Here is a 16,810-nt window from a genome sequence, read left to right on the forward strand (position 1 = left end):
AGAATCGGTATTAAATCGCCATCGGTCGATAACGTGTAACGAGCACTGACCACTCCGACTGGCCTTGCTCATTTTTTTTCTGTTTTGTTAATTAATTACTTGCGCGGTTAAGTTGTTATGCTTATATTCGGCCTAGGTTTAGGTTGATAGTCCCCGATCCCATGGGGGCGACATCTTTTTCCCGGGAAAGATGATTTACCCCGGCTCATTTTTCAGAAAGGAGCTGGGGTTATTTTTTTATTTTAACTATGCCACCTCAATCGCCGGATTCAATTTTAGCAGATCCGTAATAAATGCTGTTTTGTCTTTTGGTGAAATCACGATGCTATCGAACTTGTTATAAAAAATTTCGAGCCGATCCAGCGAAGGCGCGGGCGCACTGATGAAGGTTCGGGTTTTCGTGATTTTCCGGATGGAAGCGATATCTATTTTCCTGTTCTTATAAAGCGGTCCCGCATGAACGATCAGCGCCTGGCCATCGATGAGGTAATGGGTGGCTAAAAAGAACTGGGCGCAAAAAATCGTGGAAAGAAGCATGAGCAAAGCAATCCCCCACGAGGTATAGGCGGCTCTTGGATCCGCCTCATTCAGGGGCAAAATAACCGTCATCAGCGTGACGCCCAACATGAGTCCGACAACGGGAATAAAAAGTGCCAAATCTATTTTTGCCTGATATTTTTGCATCAAGAGCAAGATACAAAAAATACAGCAATTACGTATCGGAAAAAAGCGGTTCCGCAAGCCCGATGAGGAGCCCTTCCGGACCGCGGATGTAGCAGAGCCGATATGAGTTTTCGTATTGAACCAATTCACCCACGAGCTGCGTGCCGAAACGGCGGAGCCTACCCAGCGTCTCATCGATATCTTCCACAGCAAACATGACGCGGAGGTAACCGAGGGCATTCACCGGGGCATTCCGATGATCGGCGACCACAGGTGGTGAGAGAAACCGTGAAATCTCCAGTCGGCTATGGCCATCGGGGGTAACCATCATCGCGATCTCCACACGTTGGTTGCCCAGCCCGGTGACGCGCCCCGCCCATTCACCCTCTACGATACCTCGCCCTTCGAGTTTAAGACCAAGCTCGGTAAAAAAAGAAATGGCTTCATCGAGGGATTCAACCACAATGCCGACGTTGTCCATTCGCAACAATTTACTTTTAGTCATCATGTATTTCCTCAATTATTTGTTGGTGCGGTACCGTAGATCTGCAGTGTTGTGCCCTCCGAAAACACGTTACTCCGAATAAATTTTAACGGAAAGAGCTTGACGTCTTCGGGAAACAGCTTATATCCTTTTCCGATAGCGACCGGGGCGACAATCAGCTGGATCTCGTCGAATAAATTTGCTTTCAGCAAGGATTGGGCTAAGGCAATGCTTCCCCACATAATCATGTTTTTCCCGTTACCTTCCTTCAAAGATTTAATATGGGTTACCGCATCGCCTGCTACCAAAGATATATTTCCATAGCTTCCCCACTGTACTTCCTTTAAGGACGTTGAGAAAACGATTTTGGGGATACTGTTCATCCCTGCGGTTACTTTGGGGTCTTCACCGGTTGCAAACGGCCAAAATGAAGAAAATAAGTGGTAAGTATCGGTGCCCATCAGGATAAGGTCTATGCTATCCATAAGCGTCGCTTGATGTACATCCACGTCTTTTTCAAGGGCGTGATATGTGCCGTCAAAAAATCCCGTTGTCTTTTCGCGGTCGGCGCAAAAGCCGTCGAGGGACATAAATTCCTGCAAAATGAGTTTTTTCATTGGAAAGTGATTATTACTCTATTGTCCGTTTTAGCGGCATTCATGAATGCTTCGCAGTTTGTTAAAGGTACTGTTCAAAAATCGAAATCGATTAGTGCAAAAGTGACAATTGGAGGGGGCATCCGGGACAATTTGTAATTGCCGGGCCTTTAAATTTTGGCGGCTGGTTATTAGGTGGTTGTGCTACGTCTAGATAGTTGTGCTATGTCCTCACCCCACCGATCCATCAAAACCAGTATGTCCTTGAGCGAATGGCCCAATCCGGTCAGTTCATATTCGACTTTAGGCGGAACTTGCTGATGAACGATCCTATTGATGAGCCCATCGTTTTCCAGCTCCTTTAATTTTGAAATCAGCATCCGCTCGGAAATCCCAACCAGTCGCTTTCTTAATTCATTGTATCGGAGTTTTTTTTCGTTCAAGAGGTAGGACAGGATACTTATTTTCCATCTTCCGCCAATGATCGAAAGCGTAAAGGCGATGCCACAATTTTCCTTCCAATACATTTCGTTGACGCTGTTGGTCGAATTTTCTTTTCTTTCACCCATACTTACTTTTTTGTCAGTATCCTACAATTTTGTAGGTTCTGTTATGCGTGCAAGTTAATAAAGATATTTGTGCCGAAGAAACCTGCTATGTCAGCGCCTGATGAAAAAGGCGATGAAAATGCAGGTTCTATTAGACCATTAAAAGCAATTATTTTCTAATAAAAAAGAATAAGAAAATGGAAATTATCAAACCGCTCGTACACTGGATCAGCTTTGCCTACTATCTTTATGTATTTGGGTACGCTTCGTTATTTAAAGTTTTTCAGAAGACCACGATGATGCAGAGCATGCAATCGCTGGGTTTTAATAAGACCTGGACTATTCTGATTGGTATAGGCGAATTGATCGGTGTTATACTGATCGTGGTTGGGATTTATAAACCGCCGTTAAAAACGGTGGGGATATTGATTTTGTTTCCGTTTGCCATTGGGGCATTTACCGCCCATATGGCCCATCAGGAATACGATCATTTCTATAATTCGTTAATTATGTGCATCCTGTCGGTCGCGCTGCTGGCAACCGATAAGAACTTCAGGATCATTCTGTGATCATCTTTTCACGCCTATGATCATGCCGGTTGCCCAATGCTGTGTCACGACCCACAGGTCATCACGGCTTTCCAGGTACTCGATGAATGCGAGCGCTTTCTCCTGATGCCCCTCTGGCCAGTTGGGTTGGGGCAGCATGTCGTCCACGATATACAGACCACCGTGGCTGAGCATCGCCAGCACCTCATCCAATAGCAGGTATTTCCCATGCCAGGTATCCGCAAAGATAAAGTCGAATGATTGCCCTTCATTTGCTTGTACCCAATCGGCGCCGTCGGACAAGACCAACGATAGGCGTTCGTCATCGCCCAAATACTTTCGGGCAACGGCTAATACGGTTTCATCGTGATCGAAAGACACCAAGGTGGATTCTCGATCCATACCGTCAAGGATCCAAGCGGTGGAAAGCCCGCTGCCCGTGCCGAGCTCCAGGAACCTTCCAGCAGGTTTACTGGCAGCCAGTGTGCGCAGCAAAGCACAGGTCTGTACGTCTGAAGGCATGGTAAATCCGAGCCGGCGTGTTTCTTCGGCGATGTCGCTGTATGCTTTTGGCAAACGCTGGGTTATTGCATCGTTCATGATACCGGCAAACTTAAACATATTTGGTTATTATTTCGTTTCTTTATAGCGTCCACGGACTTCCGTAACACCCCAAGCTTCGTCGGGTCACGGAGTAGCTATCTACAGGTTGTTCCCGGGGATGCTCAACAATTTACCCGGGCCATTCCCACAAAAGAAAGGCGAGAAATACGTGGGAGATACGTGGGAAACACGTGGGAAATATGTGCCCAACAGGTGTCGATGCCGTATCTGCGTCCTTTCGATACGGCCTCGCAATAACGCTTTTCGGCTTATTGCGGTAATCGTCGTGCGTTCTTCGGGTTAAGTACGGTTTTTTTTACTTTTGGAGCACAGAATTTGAAAATATACATGCGCATTTTATACCTCTTTATCCTTACTTTTTTAGGGTTGTTTTCGTTTGGCCAATCCAATGAGAAGGCTTCCGTTTATCTCATTGGGACCGTGCACGACTCCTCGTCGGTACTTACGCCCAAAATGCTTTTCGCTATTCTGGACGAAATTCGGCCTGATGTTTTACTGCAGGAAAATGACAGTAAACAAATCGCTGAGTACACCAAAGAAATTCGGCCTACTTCCAATGAACAAACGGCAACCCTACAATACATCAAAAAATATCCGCAAACGCTGAATCTTCCCTTCGAGTTTGAAGGGCGGAATCAATTTCGATTAGACCATGGCATGGTACCCACCGATGCGTTGACCATCAGGCTGATCGATAGCCTGTACAAAGAAAAGGCCTTACAACCTGAAAATATGAAGATTTATGCGAAATATTTGGAAGCGAATCATGCATTAAAAGCATTTGCGAAGACGGATATTGAGACATTAAATGGTGTCGTTTTCGAGAATCTAAATCGTTATCGCCAAAATATTCAACACCACGAGGTCCCGAAAATATCAAATTCAGAACCCCTGTTTTTGACCCGGTATGTTACAAAGCCCGATGGAGAAAAGATTTCGTACAGGGAAGGATATCAACTATGGTGTAATTTTTGGGATTTGAGGAATAATTCTATGGCGATCAATATTTTGCGGCATGCCAACGAACATAAAGGCAAACGAATTGTCGTGTTAACAGGCGTACAACATAAGTATTACTTGAAAGAATTGCTCTCAAAGTATGCGGATGGAAGCTATGAACTACTTGAGTATTTCAATAGATAGTCCCGATTCTGCGTACTGCTTGATCAACCGATTCGTTGAAGGAAGAGTTGTTTACGGTGGGGCGGCAGACTAAATTTTCATTCCCCGGATTAATATCGACGATTCGATCGACTGTTCCTTTAGGTGTAGGAATTTTTTGCGTTCCTCATCCCGCATGAAGTTTTCAAAATCCTGAATACTGTCAAACTCAGCCAGGTGTATTTCATAAGGCCTGCCCATTTCGGTGCTTACAAAGGCATCATCCGTAGGTCTGACCCGCAACAATAGCCGTCCGTTGTAGGTTGCGATTGACGGAATGGCGATTTGCTCAAACTCGTCGAATACCTTTTCTTGGCCTTTCTTTATGTAAATTAACTGGGTGATGTATATCATGCCGTATCCATAACTTCTGCTCCTAACGGATTTGCCCGTCGCCCTTCACCACCCATTTTTCGGTAACGAGCTTCTCCAACGCAAATGGACCCCGCGCATGAAGCTTCTGTGTGGAAATGCCGATTTCGGCGCCCAGGCCAAACTCGCCACCGTCAGTAAAGCGGGTAGATGCGTTTGCATACACCGCGGCGGCATCTACAGTTTGCAAAAACGTATCAATATGTGCCGGATCGGTAGACACAATACACTCGGAATGCTTCGAAGAGTACGTTGCGATATGATCCAGTGCATCCTCCAGTCCTTCAACCACTTTGACGGAACACTTCAAATCCAGAAACTCCCTGCCGAAATCATCTTCGGTGGCATGCTGCAGGTGAGGGTATCCTGCATCCTCGAGCGACTGGAAAGCTTGGGGGTCGGCGTAAACCTCCACCTGATGGGCGGCAAAATAGGGAACCAGTTTGGAGAGTAGCGGGCCGGCAACCTGTTGGTCTACCAATACGGTGTCCAGCGCATTGCAGACCGATGGACGCGAAATCTTGGCGTTGGCAACAATGCGGGCGGCTTTATCGAGGTCGGCGGTTCCATCTACATATGTGTGGCATACACCCGCTCCGGTCTCAATAACCGGCACTTTGGCATGATCCCTAACGTAGTCGATCAATGCCTGCGATCCGCGGGGAATCAGGATGTCCACGTAGTCCTTAGCCGTGAGGAGTTCGCCCATCAGCTCACGGGCTGTGGGAAGCAGTTGCACGATATCCGGATTGATACCCGCTGTCTCGATAGCTTGACGGATCAGTGATACGAGGTGGTTGTTGGTAAACCAGGCGTCCGAACCGCCGCGCAGCAGGCAAACATTGCCCGACTGGATGCACAGGGCAACGACGTCGACCGTTACGTTAGGCCGTGACTCGTAAATAACGCCCACCACGCCGAGCGCCACCGACCGTTTTTCGATCTGGAGGCCGTTTTCGAGGGTTTTCTGAAGCAATACCTTACCGGTAGGGTCGTCCAGGTTGGCTACGTCGATCACGCTGTCTGCCAATGCCTGGATGCGATCAGCGGTAAGCTTCAGCCGATCGTACTTGGGATCTTGGGGATCCATGCGATCCAAGTCCTTTTTGTTTTCACTGATAATGGCATCCTGATGGACGACCAGTAGCTCAGAAATAGCCTGTAATAGCTGCTTTTTCTGGGACAATGTCAGCATGCCCATCGCTTTCTTCGCTTGGCGTGCCTGTATCAATTGTTGATGTATACTATTCATCGGTTGCTGTTATAAGAGGACGATGTCGTCCGCATGCGCAATTTCGATATTTTTTTTGTTTGTCGTGTTTTCGATCACCGTTGATTCCATCTTGGATTTGGCAACGGCATGTACAAGGCCCTGTTCATCCACGATTTGGAATACCTCACCGGTTGTAAAGCCGCCGATCACTTCCGTGACCCCAACAGCAAGTAGACTCCGCCGTTTTTTCAATGCCTCCAAGGCGCCTTTATCAACCTTTACTTTTCCGGAAATGATGCTGCCGGTGGCCATCCACTTGTGACGGGATGAGATTTTCTTGGGCTGTGCGCGGCAACGGGTACCGGTAGCACCTGCCACGGCCTTCAGAATAGCGTCTTCGGTACGCATGCTGAAAATGACCGCCTCGATACCTAGTTGGCTGGCTATCCTTGCGAAATTCAGCTTGGAGGTCATGCCGCCAAGGCCTACTGCTGATTTTTCCTTTCTAGCCAACGACAGGGCCTGTTTGTCGATGACCGGAATTTCGCTGATGACCTGTCCGGCAGCATCCAATACACCCGGCACCGATGTGCTGAACAGGATTTTTTCGGCGCCGAATCCCACGGCAATGAGGGTAGCCAGCTCATCGTTGTCGGAAAATTTCAGTTCTTTGTTGCTTACCACATCGTTTTCATTCGCAATGGGGATGATATGGTTGCGCCACAGGGTTTCGTAGGTATTCTTCAACTGGAGAAACTGATCACGGTTGGCAAAATGCTGCCGTTCACAGAGACTCTGTGCCAGGGAGATCTTATACGGCCTGAAATACGTGGCATAGATGCCGACCAAGAGCGGGTTGCCGATTGCTGCGGCTGCTTTGCGCTCCGGCAGAGTTCCCTTGTAGCGCGGAATGTAGGCTTTTCCTGCCGCCACGGCGCCGGACGACACAAGTACGATGTTGTAATGTTCCTGCAGTTTGGCCGTCTGCCGCGCTATTTCCACGATAATTTGTTCGTCGACCGCTCCGTCTGACGTCGTTATCGACGCGGAGCCAAATTTAATGACGATGATGGGTTTTTTCATGATATGGAAAACGTCTGCTAATTTCGCAAATTTTAGCGTAATCCAGCGAGTTTTTGTACCCGCGTGTACAAAGATTACTCCTGTCGAACCTCTCAGACGGAGCGTTCGCACCTTATCGATGTTTGGATACCCGATGGATTCGATAAAGCCATCCAATGTTCTCTATTTTCGTTAACTATCGGTTCCGTGATGAATTCACATGTGGTTATCGATGGATCAACGACCGACGAGTCTTCATTAGCTTCATTCCGGAAGTAATTATCCACTATTCGCGACAACAAAATGGCAGGTCATTTGTTCGTAAAGTAACAGGCAGCCATTGGATGCGATGGCAGAAACGCAAAATGATTCAAGATGGTCAGAACAACAACTTTACTTTCGTTACTGGTGCCATGCGGATTGCTAGCGTTAGGTCTGAACGATAGCTGCGATGAAATGGACCGCATGCAGGACCAGGAATTTGTGGTGTTAGCCATGAGCAATCTCCAATTTGAGATTGAAGCCGGTGGGCAGGCTTACGCCCAGGGAACAGATGAAAGTGTCGTTGCATGTGGTGCGCAGATGGCGTCGGACTACGGCGCTGCATGTACGGAACTGGCCGAACTGGCAGCTTTAAAAGGCCTGGACGTACCCGACATGCTGCAGGAGAACGAGCAGCTTATGCTTGAGGGACTGGTTGCTCCGGTAGGGGAGCCATTTGATGTGAAATATACCGAGCGAATGGCGCGTTGGCACCGTAACGCCATCCGGTTGTTTGAACAGGCTATTGGTCCCGACGGCGTATCGGACGGCGAATTGCGCCAATGGGCGGCTGCGAAATTGTTGATGTTAAGAGAGGATTCCATCTACCAAGCCTTTCGAGTTGCGGCACCTCGCCAATCCCTGTATGAATACGCCGAGTGGCATACCCTTGTATCCACACGGTGATAAAATTTCCATTCCATTCAATAAGATAGATTCAAACACCTATTTCATTCCATTGCATTAAAAATTATCCCGCATTTACGCGAGACGATGGTGAAATACACCCTAAGTTGTAAATTCGTGGTTTCATTTTTCGGTCCAAACATAGGATGTTTATGAAGCAAGGCAGAATCGTAATTATTACTGGTTCACCGGGGACGGGTAAAAGTACCCTGGCATCAATAGTTGCCCAATCGTCCGATCGATCAAAGTCGGTACATATGCACACCGATGATTTCTACCAGTATATCCGTAAGGGCGCAATACCTCCGTTTTTACCGGAATCAGCAGAACAAAACTTAATTGTAATCGAAGCGTTTTTGGAAGCAGCAAAACGTTTTGCACGCGGCGGGTTCGACGTGATTGTTGACGGAATTATTGGTCCCTGGTTTTTAGCGCCGTGGCTGGAAGCCGTACGAGATAATTATGAAGTACATTACCTGATCTTGCGAGCGGCAAAAGAAGAAACCCTGAAGCGAGCCATCAATCGTCCCAAATTGGACCAGGACACCAACACTGAATTGGTGGAAAGAATGTGGGAGCAATTTACGAATCTGGGGCGCTATGAATCGAACATCATTGACACCACAAATCAATCCATCGAACAAAGTGCTTCCATCTTAAAAACTGAGATTGAAAGGAAATCTTCCTTACTGGCAATCCCCTGACCCCCATTGGTTTTCTTTGGCAATTACAAAATTCCTTATCAGCATCAGTACCTCGTCAAAATGGGTATCCAGAATGTCATGCCCTCCGTCCAGAATGTGGATTTGTGCTTCGGGCAGTTCACGTTTGTAACAAGGAGCTTCTTTCACTGAAAAGAATATGTCATATTTCCCCCACATAACCAGAGCAGGTGGCTGGTGTTTGCGGAAATACTCCTGGTAAACCGGAAACATTTCCAGGTGAGTTTTGAAATCGCAGTTCAGTTCAAACTGCCGTTCGATATTCCCCGGTCTCCTCAGAAACTCCCAATCAAGCATCCACAATTCGGGGCTGACCCTGGGTAATACATCTTCGGGAAGTCCGCCGAAGTATTGATTTTTGATACCTTCTGCACTTAAGAACTTAATCAGCTTTTCCTTTTTTTCAGGCGTTGGGTTGTACCAATATTCAATGTATTCGTCCCATTCCGGACCCATACCCTCACGGTGTGCATTACCGCTCTGAACGATTATACCCGTAATTTTTTCGGGGTGGTTTAGGCATAGTTGAAGCCCGATCGGCGCACCGTAATCATGAAGGAAGATAAAAAACCGATGTAGGTTGATGGCTTCGGTAAATTTGTTCAGCAACACCGATAAGTTTCCGAACGTATAATCAAAGTCATCCGGCACGGGAAATTCACTGAAGCCAAACCCCGGGTAATCCGGAGCAATCAGATGATACTCGTCAGACATCGCGATCATCAGATTTTTGAAGACAACCGATGAAGTCGGGAACCCATGCAGCAGTAGTAGTGAGGGATTTTTTTCATCTCCGGCCTCGCGGTAGAAAAGATTAATTCCATCCACGTTGATGGTCCTGTTGTAGATTTGCCTTGACATACGCGGTAAATTCTCAAAAGAAACAATTCTCTTCTTGGAATTGTTTGGCGAGGGTTTTGTCGCGCGTGTCTGAATCGGAAACTCCGCGTTTCCATTAATCACTCAAACGCAGAAGCAGGGATGTAGCCGTATGTATAGAGATCTTCGGGTTTATCAATACGGTAATTACAGCCGTTGTTGAGCAGCACCATCCGATCGCTGATATCCAGAACCCGTTGGTAATAGTGGTCGGTAACGATAAATCCTTTGGTTGCCTTTAATCGGTTCATGTGGTCACTCAGTTCATCAATATACAGTGGAGCGATATTAGAAAACGGTTCGTCAAGCAACACATACCGCGCATCGGTATAGATGATTAACAAAGCTTCGATCATGCGCCGAATACCGCCGGAAAGTTCGTGCATGCGGGCATCCAGGTTCTCCCTGATGCTGCCGATAGCGAGCAAATCTTGCCGATACGTATGTGCCAAATGCTCCAATGCCGAGCGTACACGGGTATTGGCCGGAATAAAGGGGTGTTGGGGAAGGTAAGCGATTGCCCGGGTGCGATATCCTTTGGTGAAGCGGACGCCATCCAACAGGCAGTATTTGTAACGGCCGTTAAGGGTGCCAAAGATCACTTTTAATAGTGTCGATTTACCGGAACCGTTTCTGCCAAGCAACCCGACAACCTCGCCGGGCTTGCACGCAATGTGCACCCCGCTGAGAACCGTTCGGTTGCCAAACCTGCAAGCAACGCTATCTATGAAAAGTTCCTGACCATTAGCCATACGGACGCCAAAAGTATTAATGTAATCGTATCAATCGCAAATAAGCGGGCAAACAATTGGCAATATGCAATACCAATGTTTTTGAAATAGTATTCACGTTGCTTCGCATAAAACCATTTTTCAATCAGGATGGAGAGCCCATATCCGATAATCTTTGCAATTACGATGAGCGGGATTGCCATGGTTGCCGAAATACCGGAAAATGCGTTGGCCAATAGGGCGATACTACAGAGGAAGTTAATGGCAATCAAGAACCTAAAATGGCGTAGTACGATGAGAAGCAATTTGAACTATTTTTCCTGATGGCTTAAAAGTAGTCAAAAAAGTTGATAGCCGCTAACCCTCATGAGCTGGTCTAGCTGGAGGGTATATCGTTGGGCGAAATACTAAACAAACCGTAGCTATCGTTTCATAGAGATACGCATAATGCGACTAAAGGAGGCAATATGAAATCGAAATTTATTTGGGCAAATTTTAGTGTGAAAAATGCGAAACGCACAAATGACTTCTACACACAATTGGGTTTTACTCCCAACACGCCGCCTCAAAGTAACCCTAAACTTGCCAGTTTCTTTTTTGGCGAAAATAAATTTGTTATCCATTTTTTTGAACAAGGCACTGGAATAGACGCGTATTTCCCATCGGGCTCGAAAACGGATGAAATTGTATTTACGCTTTCTGCAGAGACGGAAAAGGAAGTGCAGGAATTTGAAGCGAAAGTAAGAGAAGCTGGCGGTGAGATCTTTCAAAAATTACGCAGGGACGAGTCTGGGTATTATGGGTTTGCATTTGCTGACCCTGACGGACATAAATTTAACGTGCTGCTTATGGACAATATGATTTATTAGTTCTACCTTTGTCGAATTAACGGGTGATTTTATGTTTAATACTCCACTTAACTCGGATCTTGTACTGTAAACAATCTGTATAATACTGTGCAGATTGTCCCTTCTTTCTTCTCGAATAATCCTATTTGAGAAAAATCTTTTATTAGCATAATTCAAAAAAAAAGCGTGCGATACAAAGGGTTCGTTGTCTTCGTTTGGCAATAACCCGGCAATCCGGACGCCAGAACATACTAAGTAGCATTCTGACAAAGAAAGTGTATGCTACGATAATACATTATTCATGCTTAACTATAAAGCCATGACCAATTTAGAAATGTACGGTTGGAATAACAGATTGGACCAACAAAAACAAAAATCAATACATAAGGCGTTGTTTCATGGGCGAATAGCCATTGTGCATCGCACCTGCTACGAAGTGGTTTCCGAAGGTGGAATTTTCCAATGTGAGCTGACTGGTAGCCTACTGTTCGGAAAATCGACATCTGAATTGCCTTGCGTCGGCGATTGGGTGATTTTTCAGGCCTTTGATGAGGACAAAGGAATTATAGTTGAGATGTTAAGCCGGGAGCGGACGTTGTATCGCAAGAAAAACGGTACGGTGGCAGATAGGCAAGCTATTGCCTCGTATGTCGACAAAGCATTTATTGTACAAAGCCTCGACGGAAACTTCAATGTCCGTAGGATAGAACGTTTCCTGGTTCAGATAGCTGAGGCAGGGATCGAGCCCATCTTGGTGCTTAACAAAGCGGATTTAAGCTTTGACAAGGAGTCCGTCGACGAAGCGATCGGACACCTTGTTCATCGGATGCCGGTATACTTTACTAGCATTCACCAACCCCAAACGATACGCCAGATACGGGAATCCATTAGCCGGGGCGAAACCGTTATATTCGTCGGTTCTTCAGGTGTCGGGAAAAGTTCGCTCGTAAATGCACTTTGTGAACGGCCCGCATTGGCTACTTCCGATATCAGCTTTTCCACAGGAAAGGGACGGCATACTTCCACCCGGAGAGAAATGGTATTGGTGGATAATTCAGGCATTTTGATTGACACGCCTGGCGTCCGTGAATTCGGGTTGGCGATTGACGATCCAGACTCGCTTACCGAAATAATGGAATTCTCGGATATTGCTGAATCGTGTCGTTTTAAGGACTGTGAACATATCAACGAACCGGGCTGTGCGATTTTGGAGGCAGTAAATAAGGGGACACTGGATCGTAAGATCTACGAAAGCTATATAAAACTTCGTAAAGAGGCTTGGCATTTTTCGGCTTCGGAACATGAAAAGCGAAAAAGAGAAAAGTCCTTTTCGAAAATCTTGGAAGAGGTAAAACAACGTAAAGCGGATTTTTAATTTCACCCCACGTGTGATTTTTCATTAGCTTTCGCGACTAATAGGGATATAGCAGCAACGGAATGCCAGCAAGTACCGAAACATATACGAACGACTTCCTCAGCTTGATAGCGGCCAACGAACGGTTGATTTATAAAGTGTGCCGGGTATATGAGAGCGATGCCGACATACGTCAGGATATGTTCCAGGAGATCGTGTTGCAAGCATGGAGCGCGTATCCGAGATACCGCCAGGCAGCGTCATTCAGCACATGGCTTTATCGGATCGCGCTGAATACCGCGATTACTTTTCAGCGGCGAAGCAAAAGAAACATTGTGACCAGCGTGGCCGAAGTGCCGGATGTACACGCCGCGGCCCCGGTTAGCGCAGATGGAAAGTATGAAATGATGTATGAGCTGATTGCGTCACTGCCCGCGATGGAGAAAGCGTTGGTCGTGCTTTATTTGGACGACTATCCTTATCGCGAAATAGCGGAGATGCTCGGTATTTCCGAAAGGAATGTAGGTACCAAGCTAGCACGCATAAAAGAAAAATTAAGGAAGCAAGCCGCCGTGCTTAATAACGCATAAGAACAAACGATGGAACTTGATGAAATGAAAAAACTTTGGCAAACGCAGCATGCCATGTCCGCTGCTTCGGAAGAGGAGGGAGGAAGCACCATAACGCGCTCCAAAAAGGAACAGACACGGCTTTCCATTGCTTATCCCGGCGAACAAGATGCCGAGCGCGCTGCTTCGGATAAATCAAGAGGGTACCTTAACACGATTCTAAGAGACGAATACATCGGTCTTTCGTTTGTGGTCATTCTGCTTGTCGCGCTTCTGTCCCTGACAGACCGGGCTTTTTCGGCTATCCCGGCCATGACCGGATACATCATCTTGCTGTTCAGTATGCTTGCCAAAATTGGTACAGCGATTTATAAGATTGGCTTAATAAAGCAGATAGACCTGGCGGCAGATTCGCTCACCGACTTCGCAATTAAAATGGATCGATTTCAGTTACTGGTTACCCGAGAGCGGCTGATTGGCTTGTCATCCATTCCCTTTGGCCTGGTTTCCCTCTACCTGTTAATCGATGGTTATCAATTCCAGCAATTGATTGATATCCTACCAAGATTGGTTTTGTCCGTTGTGCTGGCAGTGGTGATCTCCTATTTCATGTATAAGAAAAGCTATTTCGACAAAATTAAAGAGATAAAAGAACACATCAAGGCTATCAAGGATTTCCGGGATTCCGTTTAGGCCGAATGAACGTGCCGTCGGAAAGAAGCCCGTTTTACTAAATGAAGAACACTAATGGGCGGCAGTATATTGCGCCGCCCACTAGGTCATCGTCTGTCCGAATGTCAGCAGATTGCTGTCCGGATCGAGCATGGAAAACTCTTTCTGTCCCCAGGGTTTTACCTGCAGCGATCCATTTGGATGTATGGCCAGGTTTCTTTCGAGCATCGATCGGTATAGCCCGTCGATATCATCGGTCCGGATGTAAACCTGTCCGTAGTTTTCTTTCGGTTCAAGTGCTTCGAATTTGAAAAAGTGGATCTGGATGTTGTCTTTCTGCACCATGAGGTAGTCGTCGTAGTCGGGACTTCCAAATACCTGAAAACCCAGATTGATATAAAACTCCAGTGTTTTGGCCTTATCGCGCATGGGTAATTTGGGGACGATGTCGTTAAGCATATCGATTTCATTTAAGGGTAAGTGCAAAACTGATATTTTCTATTGAGAATCCCGCTCGAAATCAATAAATCGGCTAAATGAGGGCTCTCACCCTGCTGAATGATATACTTAACAGCAAACCGCGGCACTTCGGCAAAATAAATTCCATCAAAAGAAAGCGCCATACAGCCATTGCCCCAGACGTTAAAGTTTGATAAATACCGGCGATCCTGTTAATCGAACGGTATTGGATATTTTGGTCTGTTTATTTTCCCAATTGATTTGCGTAAGTGTTTTGATATTGAACATTGCCGGGAAGGTGTACTGCGCCGACGCGACTTCTGATGTGCCGCTGGTTTTGGCCCACAATACACAGACGTAATCATTATTAGCCGAAGAATAGAAAGCTCCACCGTCTATATTGGATGGCAATTTCAACTGAGCGGTTGCGGCCGCATCGTATCGCCGGTCTTTTAAAAGATTACTAACGGTGCGCCACGCTATACCACCAGGTGTTATCGTGGCGTTGTAAGGACTGGATGATAGGTTTTGGTAGAAGCCCATCGCCTGATAGGGATCGGTGGCTTGGGACAGTGGCTTGCTTTCAGCCGGGCAATAAACGTACAGCCCATTGATACCCGCCTTTTGCGCGGTGACTGCTGCCTTGATCAAAAAGTTTCGCTGCACTTCATTGCCTCCAACGTAGTTGCCGATAGCTTTACGGGGGATATTGGTTTCTGTGACAATAAAAGCTTTTTTGGGATTAGTTTTGCCGTTATAGGAATACTTATCCAGTACGGCCTGAAAGTCGTTCTTAAAGCGGACTACCGTTGCAGCTGCTGCGTCTGAGTTGCGGTTGCTACCTAAATAATACATCGGATATACATGGTAACTCAGACAATCGAACCACTGTCCGCCTTTTTTGGGGTAATTGGCAGTTACACTTCCTTTATTGGGGTTATCGGTATTGCGCAATATCGCATCCAGAAAACCGGGATAACCCAGGCCACCTACGCAGACCAGGCCATCTTTATCCAGATGCCTAACGATCTCATGGGTGATTCTAAGCATGCGAACATAGGACTGGATGGGCGCGGCAAAGTTGCGCAGGTCGCAGGGATTGGGGTCTGATTTGGCCCAGGTTTGGCTGGCCGACCAGTTGTTGGTATAGTCCGGTTCGTTCCAAACCTCCCAATACTTTACATAGGAGCCATAGGTCTTTACTACATGGTAAACGTAATTGGCGTAGTAATTTTTAGCATTCACCTTTCCGGGTGATGACCATATGGGTTCATACAGGTTAGCGAAGGTTTTGGACTGCACGCCATTGCAGTACTTGGTCTTTTCCCTGTGCGCGTCGGAAGGTCCACTGAGATACATGGTATGGTCCTTGCCGCCCAATTGTCGGTAGGTTTCAAAAGCACCTGCCCGGATGTCGTAGCCCCATCGCTGCACAAAATGATCGTACATTGCCGGACGCAGGCTGTTTACCCCGGCGCCAGCAATATTCTTGCTCTGATTGCCAATTAGCAATTGAGCCAGCTGCTGATCGGACCAACCTGAGTAATACCCCATATTGGAGCCGTACAGGAACGGTCCCGCTGAACCCGAAGATAAGCCTGCGGACGAGGCTATCGTTGCGTCAAGCTTCTCATCGTCTACGCCGGCGACAAGCTCGTCCTTGGCGCATGAACTTAAAAATCCTAAAAAAAAGAAGAAAGAAACTACATAAAATCCGTGAAATGCGGTCAATCGTTTAATCATGTCTAACTAATGTTTTTTCTCAAGCAAATTAGCGGTGAGGTGGTTAAAAAATAAGTATGCCCGGCGAACGCCAAAATTTGTACCACCTATTTACACCTCACATGCAGACATGCCGTTTCCCTGTTAAACTGCGGGAAAATATTTTTAATAATAGTCAAATACGGGTGGATGGTGTACAAGTCTAAGAGGCGGTATATGTTTTTTTGGGAAGTACCGAAACAATTTGGGGATTTTAATCGCGACACACATCAGTTTAACGGCCAGCACCTAACAGCCATCGGGCATTGTGACTGTGGCAGCGTAGACTTTGGACAGCCGCTATAATTAAAACGACGTGTTCGCAGGCTTTATTTTGCCGTTGCAATTATTGTCCAAAACGTTCCCATCTTTAAAAAGATGCCCCTACATTTGTGTTTCACGAAAAAACAACCATGGAATTTAATCCGAGTAATCCCGTTGTAAGACGCTGTCTTGAAGGCATGGACATGGCCGAAGGCGGAAACCCAGAAGAGGCAAGTCGGCTGTTCCTCCAGGCTTGGCACGAAGCCACCGACGACCTCGAAAAATTTATTGCCGCATATTATGTAGCCCGGTACCAGGAAAACAATGCCGAT

Annotated in this window: 21 protein-coding genes; 8 read left to right on the plus strand and 13 right to left on the minus strand. The window is 46.7% G+C overall.

The features are described from left to right. Nucleotides 1–246: 246 nt before the first annotated feature. From ACFQRK_RS11795 to ACFQRK_RS11810, 4 genes are all read right to left on the minus strand, one after another. A complete protein-coding gene (locus ACFQRK_RS11795) occupies nt 247–684 on the minus strand; it encodes a PH domain-containing protein (RefSeq protein ID WP_379006829.1) in 438 nt (145 codons plus the stop codon). 28 nt (nt 685–712) lie between these two features. Beyond that, nucleotides 713–1,171: a VOC family protein gene (locus ACFQRK_RS11800; protein WP_379006830.1), complete on the minus strand. Its 459-nt coding sequence runs from the start codon at nt 1,169–1,171 to the stop codon at nt 713–715. A gap of 8 nt (nt 1,172–1,179) precedes the next feature. Then, entirely contained in the window at nt 1,180–1,764 is a 585-nt protein-coding gene (locus ACFQRK_RS11805) for a dihydrofolate reductase family protein (RefSeq protein WP_379006833.1), read from the minus strand. Between the two features lie 170 nt (nt 1,765–1,934). After that, nucleotides 1,935–2,312: a winged helix-turn-helix transcriptional regulator gene (locus ACFQRK_RS11810; protein WP_379006834.1), complete on the minus strand. Its 378-nt coding sequence runs from the start codon at nt 2,310–2,312 to the stop codon at nt 1,935–1,937. A 176-nt stretch (nt 2,313–2,488) separates the two neighbouring features. Here ACFQRK_RS11810 and ACFQRK_RS11815 point away from each other — a divergent pair, with 176 nt between their 5' ends. Beyond that, nucleotides 2,489–2,860, plus strand: coding sequence for a DoxX family protein (locus tag ACFQRK_RS11815; protein WP_379006836.1), 372 nt, complete (start codon nt 2,489–2,491; stop codon nt 2,858–2,860). On the opposite strand, the gene ACFQRK_RS11820 is transcribed toward ACFQRK_RS11815, so the two are convergent. Beyond that, nucleotides 2,861–3,460: an O-methyltransferase gene (locus ACFQRK_RS11820; RefSeq protein ID WP_379006838.1), complete on the minus strand. Its 600-nt coding sequence runs from the start codon at nt 3,458–3,460 to the stop codon at nt 2,861–2,863. 330 nt (nt 3,461–3,790) lie between these two features. Between ACFQRK_RS11820 and ACFQRK_RS11825 the strand changes: the two genes are divergently transcribed. Then, nucleotides 3,791–4,606, plus strand: a complete 816-nt coding sequence (locus tag ACFQRK_RS11825) for a hypothetical protein (protein WP_379006840.1) — start codon at nt 3,791–3,793, stop codon at nt 4,604–4,606. 69 nt (nt 4,607–4,675) lie between these two features. Here ACFQRK_RS11825 and ACFQRK_RS11830 read toward each other — a convergent pair whose 3' ends face one another. The 3 genes from ACFQRK_RS11830 to proB are packed head-to-tail and all read right to left on the minus strand — an operon-like array spanning nt 4,676 to nt 7,292. Further along, a complete protein-coding gene (locus ACFQRK_RS11830) occupies nt 4,676–4,978 on the minus strand; it encodes a hypothetical protein (RefSeq protein ID WP_379006842.1) in 303 nt (100 codons plus the stop codon). Nucleotides 4,979–5,000: 22 nt separating this feature from the next. Next, on the minus strand, nt 5,001–6,248 hold the full coding sequence (locus ACFQRK_RS11835) for a glutamate-5-semialdehyde dehydrogenase (RefSeq protein WP_379006843.1): 1,248 nt from the start codon (nt 6,246–6,248) through the stop codon (nt 5,001–5,003). A gap of 9 nt (nt 6,249–6,257) precedes the next feature. After that, nucleotides 6,258–7,292, minus strand: coding sequence for a glutamate 5-kinase (gene proB / locus ACFQRK_RS11840; RefSeq protein ID WP_379006845.1), 1,035 nt, complete (start codon nt 7,290–7,292; stop codon nt 6,258–6,260). 354 nt (nt 7,293–7,646) lie between these two features. On the opposite strand from proB, the gene ACFQRK_RS11845 reads away from it, so the two are divergent. After that, on the plus strand, nt 7,647–8,219 hold the full coding sequence (locus ACFQRK_RS11845; protein ID WP_379006847.1) for a DUF4142 domain-containing protein: 573 nt from the start codon (nt 7,647–7,649) through the stop codon (nt 8,217–8,219). Nucleotides 8,220–8,371: 152 nt separating this feature from the next. Then, nucleotides 8,372–8,923, plus strand: a complete 552-nt coding sequence (locus ACFQRK_RS11850) for an AAA family ATPase (protein ID WP_379006986.1) — start codon at nt 8,372–8,374, stop codon at nt 8,921–8,923. Here ACFQRK_RS11850 and ACFQRK_RS11855 read toward each other — a convergent pair. From ACFQRK_RS11855 to ACFQRK_RS11865, 3 genes are all read right to left on the minus strand, one after another. Continuing rightward, on the minus strand, nt 8,906–9,802 hold the full coding sequence (locus ACFQRK_RS11855; protein ID WP_379006848.1) for an alpha/beta fold hydrolase: 897 nt from the start codon (nt 9,800–9,802) through the stop codon (nt 8,906–8,908). The genes ACFQRK_RS11850 and ACFQRK_RS11855 overlap by 18 nt on opposite strands. Before the next feature lie 98 nt (nt 9,803–9,900). Beyond that, the gene (locus ACFQRK_RS11860) at nt 9,901–10,572 is read right to left on the minus strand and encodes an ATP-binding cassette domain-containing protein (protein WP_379006851.1); all 672 of its coding nucleotides are present in this window, start codon (nt 10,570–10,572) and stop codon (nt 9,901–9,903) included. Continuing rightward, nucleotides 10,545–10,856 carry a hypothetical protein gene (locus ACFQRK_RS11865; RefSeq protein ID WP_379006854.1) on the minus strand — a complete coding sequence of 104 codons (312 nt, stop codon included), beginning with the start codon at nt 10,854–10,856 and terminating at the stop codon, nt 10,545–10,547. The genes ACFQRK_RS11860 and ACFQRK_RS11865 overlap by 28 nt, the downstream gene beginning before the upstream one ends. 162 nt (nt 10,857–11,018) lie before the next feature. On the opposite strand from ACFQRK_RS11865, the gene ACFQRK_RS11870 reads away from it, so the two are divergent. The 4 genes from ACFQRK_RS11870 to ACFQRK_RS11885 all read left to right on the plus strand — a co-directional run bounded on the left by ACFQRK_RS11870 (nt 11,019) and on the right by ACFQRK_RS11885 (nt 14,015). Next, nucleotides 11,019–11,420, plus strand: a complete 402-nt coding sequence (locus tag ACFQRK_RS11870; protein ID WP_379006855.1) for a VOC family protein — start codon at nt 11,019–11,021, stop codon at nt 11,418–11,420. Nucleotides 11,421–11,718: 298 nt separating this feature from the next. Next, nucleotides 11,719–12,774: a ribosome small subunit-dependent GTPase A gene (gene rsgA / locus ACFQRK_RS11875; protein ID WP_379006857.1), complete on the plus strand. Its 1,056-nt coding sequence runs from the start codon at nt 11,719–11,721 to the stop codon at nt 12,772–12,774. Nucleotides 12,775–12,836: 62 nt separating this feature from the next. Further along, nucleotides 12,837–13,343: an RNA polymerase sigma factor gene (locus ACFQRK_RS11880; protein ID WP_379006859.1), complete on the plus strand. Its 507-nt coding sequence runs from the start codon at nt 12,837–12,839 to the stop codon at nt 13,341–13,343. A 9-nt stretch (nt 13,344–13,352) separates the two neighbouring features. Beyond that, on the plus strand, nt 13,353–14,015 hold the full coding sequence (locus ACFQRK_RS11885; RefSeq protein ID WP_379006861.1) for a hypothetical protein: 663 nt from the start codon (nt 13,353–13,355) through the stop codon (nt 14,013–14,015). An 81-nt stretch (nt 14,016–14,096) separates the two neighbouring features. Here ACFQRK_RS11885 and ACFQRK_RS11890 read toward each other — a convergent pair whose 3' ends face one another. Further along, complete coding sequence (locus tag ACFQRK_RS11890) at nt 14,097–14,453, minus strand: bleomycin resistance protein (RefSeq protein ID WP_379006862.1); 357 nt, start codon at nt 14,451–14,453, stop codon at nt 14,097–14,099. Nucleotides 14,454–14,636: 183 nt separating this feature from the next. Beyond that, a complete protein-coding gene (locus tag ACFQRK_RS11895) occupies nt 14,637–16,196 on the minus strand; it encodes a hypothetical protein (RefSeq protein WP_379006863.1) in 1,560 nt (519 codons plus the stop codon). Between the last annotated feature and the right edge of the window lie 614 nt (nt 16,197–16,810).

It is taken from the genome of Parapedobacter sp. GCM10030251 (assembly GCF_042666505.1).
In the GTDB taxonomy this organism is placed as follows: Bacteria; Bacteroidota; Bacteroidia; order Sphingobacteriales; family Sphingobacteriaceae; genus Parapedobacter.

Coding starts and splice junctions, on each gene's coding strand:
- ACFQRK_RS11795 (WP_379006829.1), bottom strand. CDS start 684: ATGCAAAAATATCAGGCAAAAATAGATTTGGCACTTTTTATTCCCGTT.
- ACFQRK_RS11800 (WP_379006830.1), bottom strand. CDS start 1,171: ATGATGACTAAAAGTAAATTGTTGCGAATGGACAACGTCGGCATTGTG.
- ACFQRK_RS11805 (WP_379006833.1), bottom strand. CDS start 1,764: ATGAAAAAACTCATTTTGCAGGAATTTATGTCCCTCGACGGCTTTTGC.
- ACFQRK_RS11810 (WP_379006834.1), bottom strand. CDS start 2,312: ATGGGTGAAAGAAAAGAAAATTCGACCAACAGCGTCAACGAAATGTAT.
- ACFQRK_RS11815 (WP_379006836.1), top strand. CDS start 2,489: ATGGAAATTATCAAACCGCTCGTACACTGGATCAGCTTTGCCTACTAT.
- ACFQRK_RS11820 (WP_379006838.1), bottom strand. CDS start 3,460: ATGTTTAAGTTTGCCGGTATCATGAACGATGCAATAACCCAGCGTTTG.
- ACFQRK_RS11825 (WP_379006840.1), top strand. CDS start 3,791: ATGCGCATTTTATACCTCTTTATCCTTACTTTTTTAGGGTTGTTTTCG.
- ACFQRK_RS11830 (WP_379006842.1), bottom strand. CDS start 4,978: ATGATATACATCACCCAGTTAATTTACATAAAGAAAGGCCAAGAAAAG.
- ACFQRK_RS11835 (WP_379006843.1), bottom strand. CDS start 6,248: ATGAATAGTATACATCAACAATTGATACAGGCACGCCAAGCGAAGAAA.
- proB (WP_379006845.1), bottom strand. CDS start 7,292: ATGAAAAAACCCATCATCGTCATTAAATTTGGCTCCGCGTCGATAACG.
- ACFQRK_RS11845 (WP_379006847.1), top strand. CDS start 7,647: ATGGTCAGAACAACAACTTTACTTTCGTTACTGGTGCCATGCGGATTG.
- ACFQRK_RS11850 (WP_379006986.1), top strand. CDS start 8,372: ATGAAGCAAGGCAGAATCGTAATTATTACTGGTTCACCGGGGACGGGT.
- ACFQRK_RS11855 (WP_379006848.1), bottom strand. CDS start 9,802: ATGTCAAGGCAAATCTACAACAGGACCATCAACGTGGATGGAATTAAT.
- ACFQRK_RS11860 (WP_379006851.1), bottom strand. CDS start 10,572: ATGGCTAATGGTCAGGAACTTTTCATAGATAGCGTTGCTTGCAGGTTT.
- ACFQRK_RS11870 (WP_379006855.1), top strand. CDS start 11,019: ATGAAATCGAAATTTATTTGGGCAAATTTTAGTGTGAAAAATGCGAAA.
- rsgA (WP_379006857.1), top strand. CDS start 11,719: ATGACCAATTTAGAAATGTACGGTTGGAATAACAGATTGGACCAACAA.
- ACFQRK_RS11880 (WP_379006859.1), top strand. CDS start 12,837: ATGCCAGCAAGTACCGAAACATATACGAACGACTTCCTCAGCTTGATA.
- ACFQRK_RS11885 (WP_379006861.1), top strand. CDS start 13,353: ATGGAACTTGATGAAATGAAAAAACTTTGGCAAACGCAGCATGCCATG.
- ACFQRK_RS11890 (WP_379006862.1), bottom strand. CDS start 14,453: ATGCTTAACGACATCGTCCCCAAATTACCCATGCGCGATAAGGCCAAA.
- ACFQRK_RS11895 (WP_379006863.1), bottom strand. CDS start 16,196: ATGATTAAACGATTGACCGCATTTCACGGATTTTATGTAGTTTCTTTC.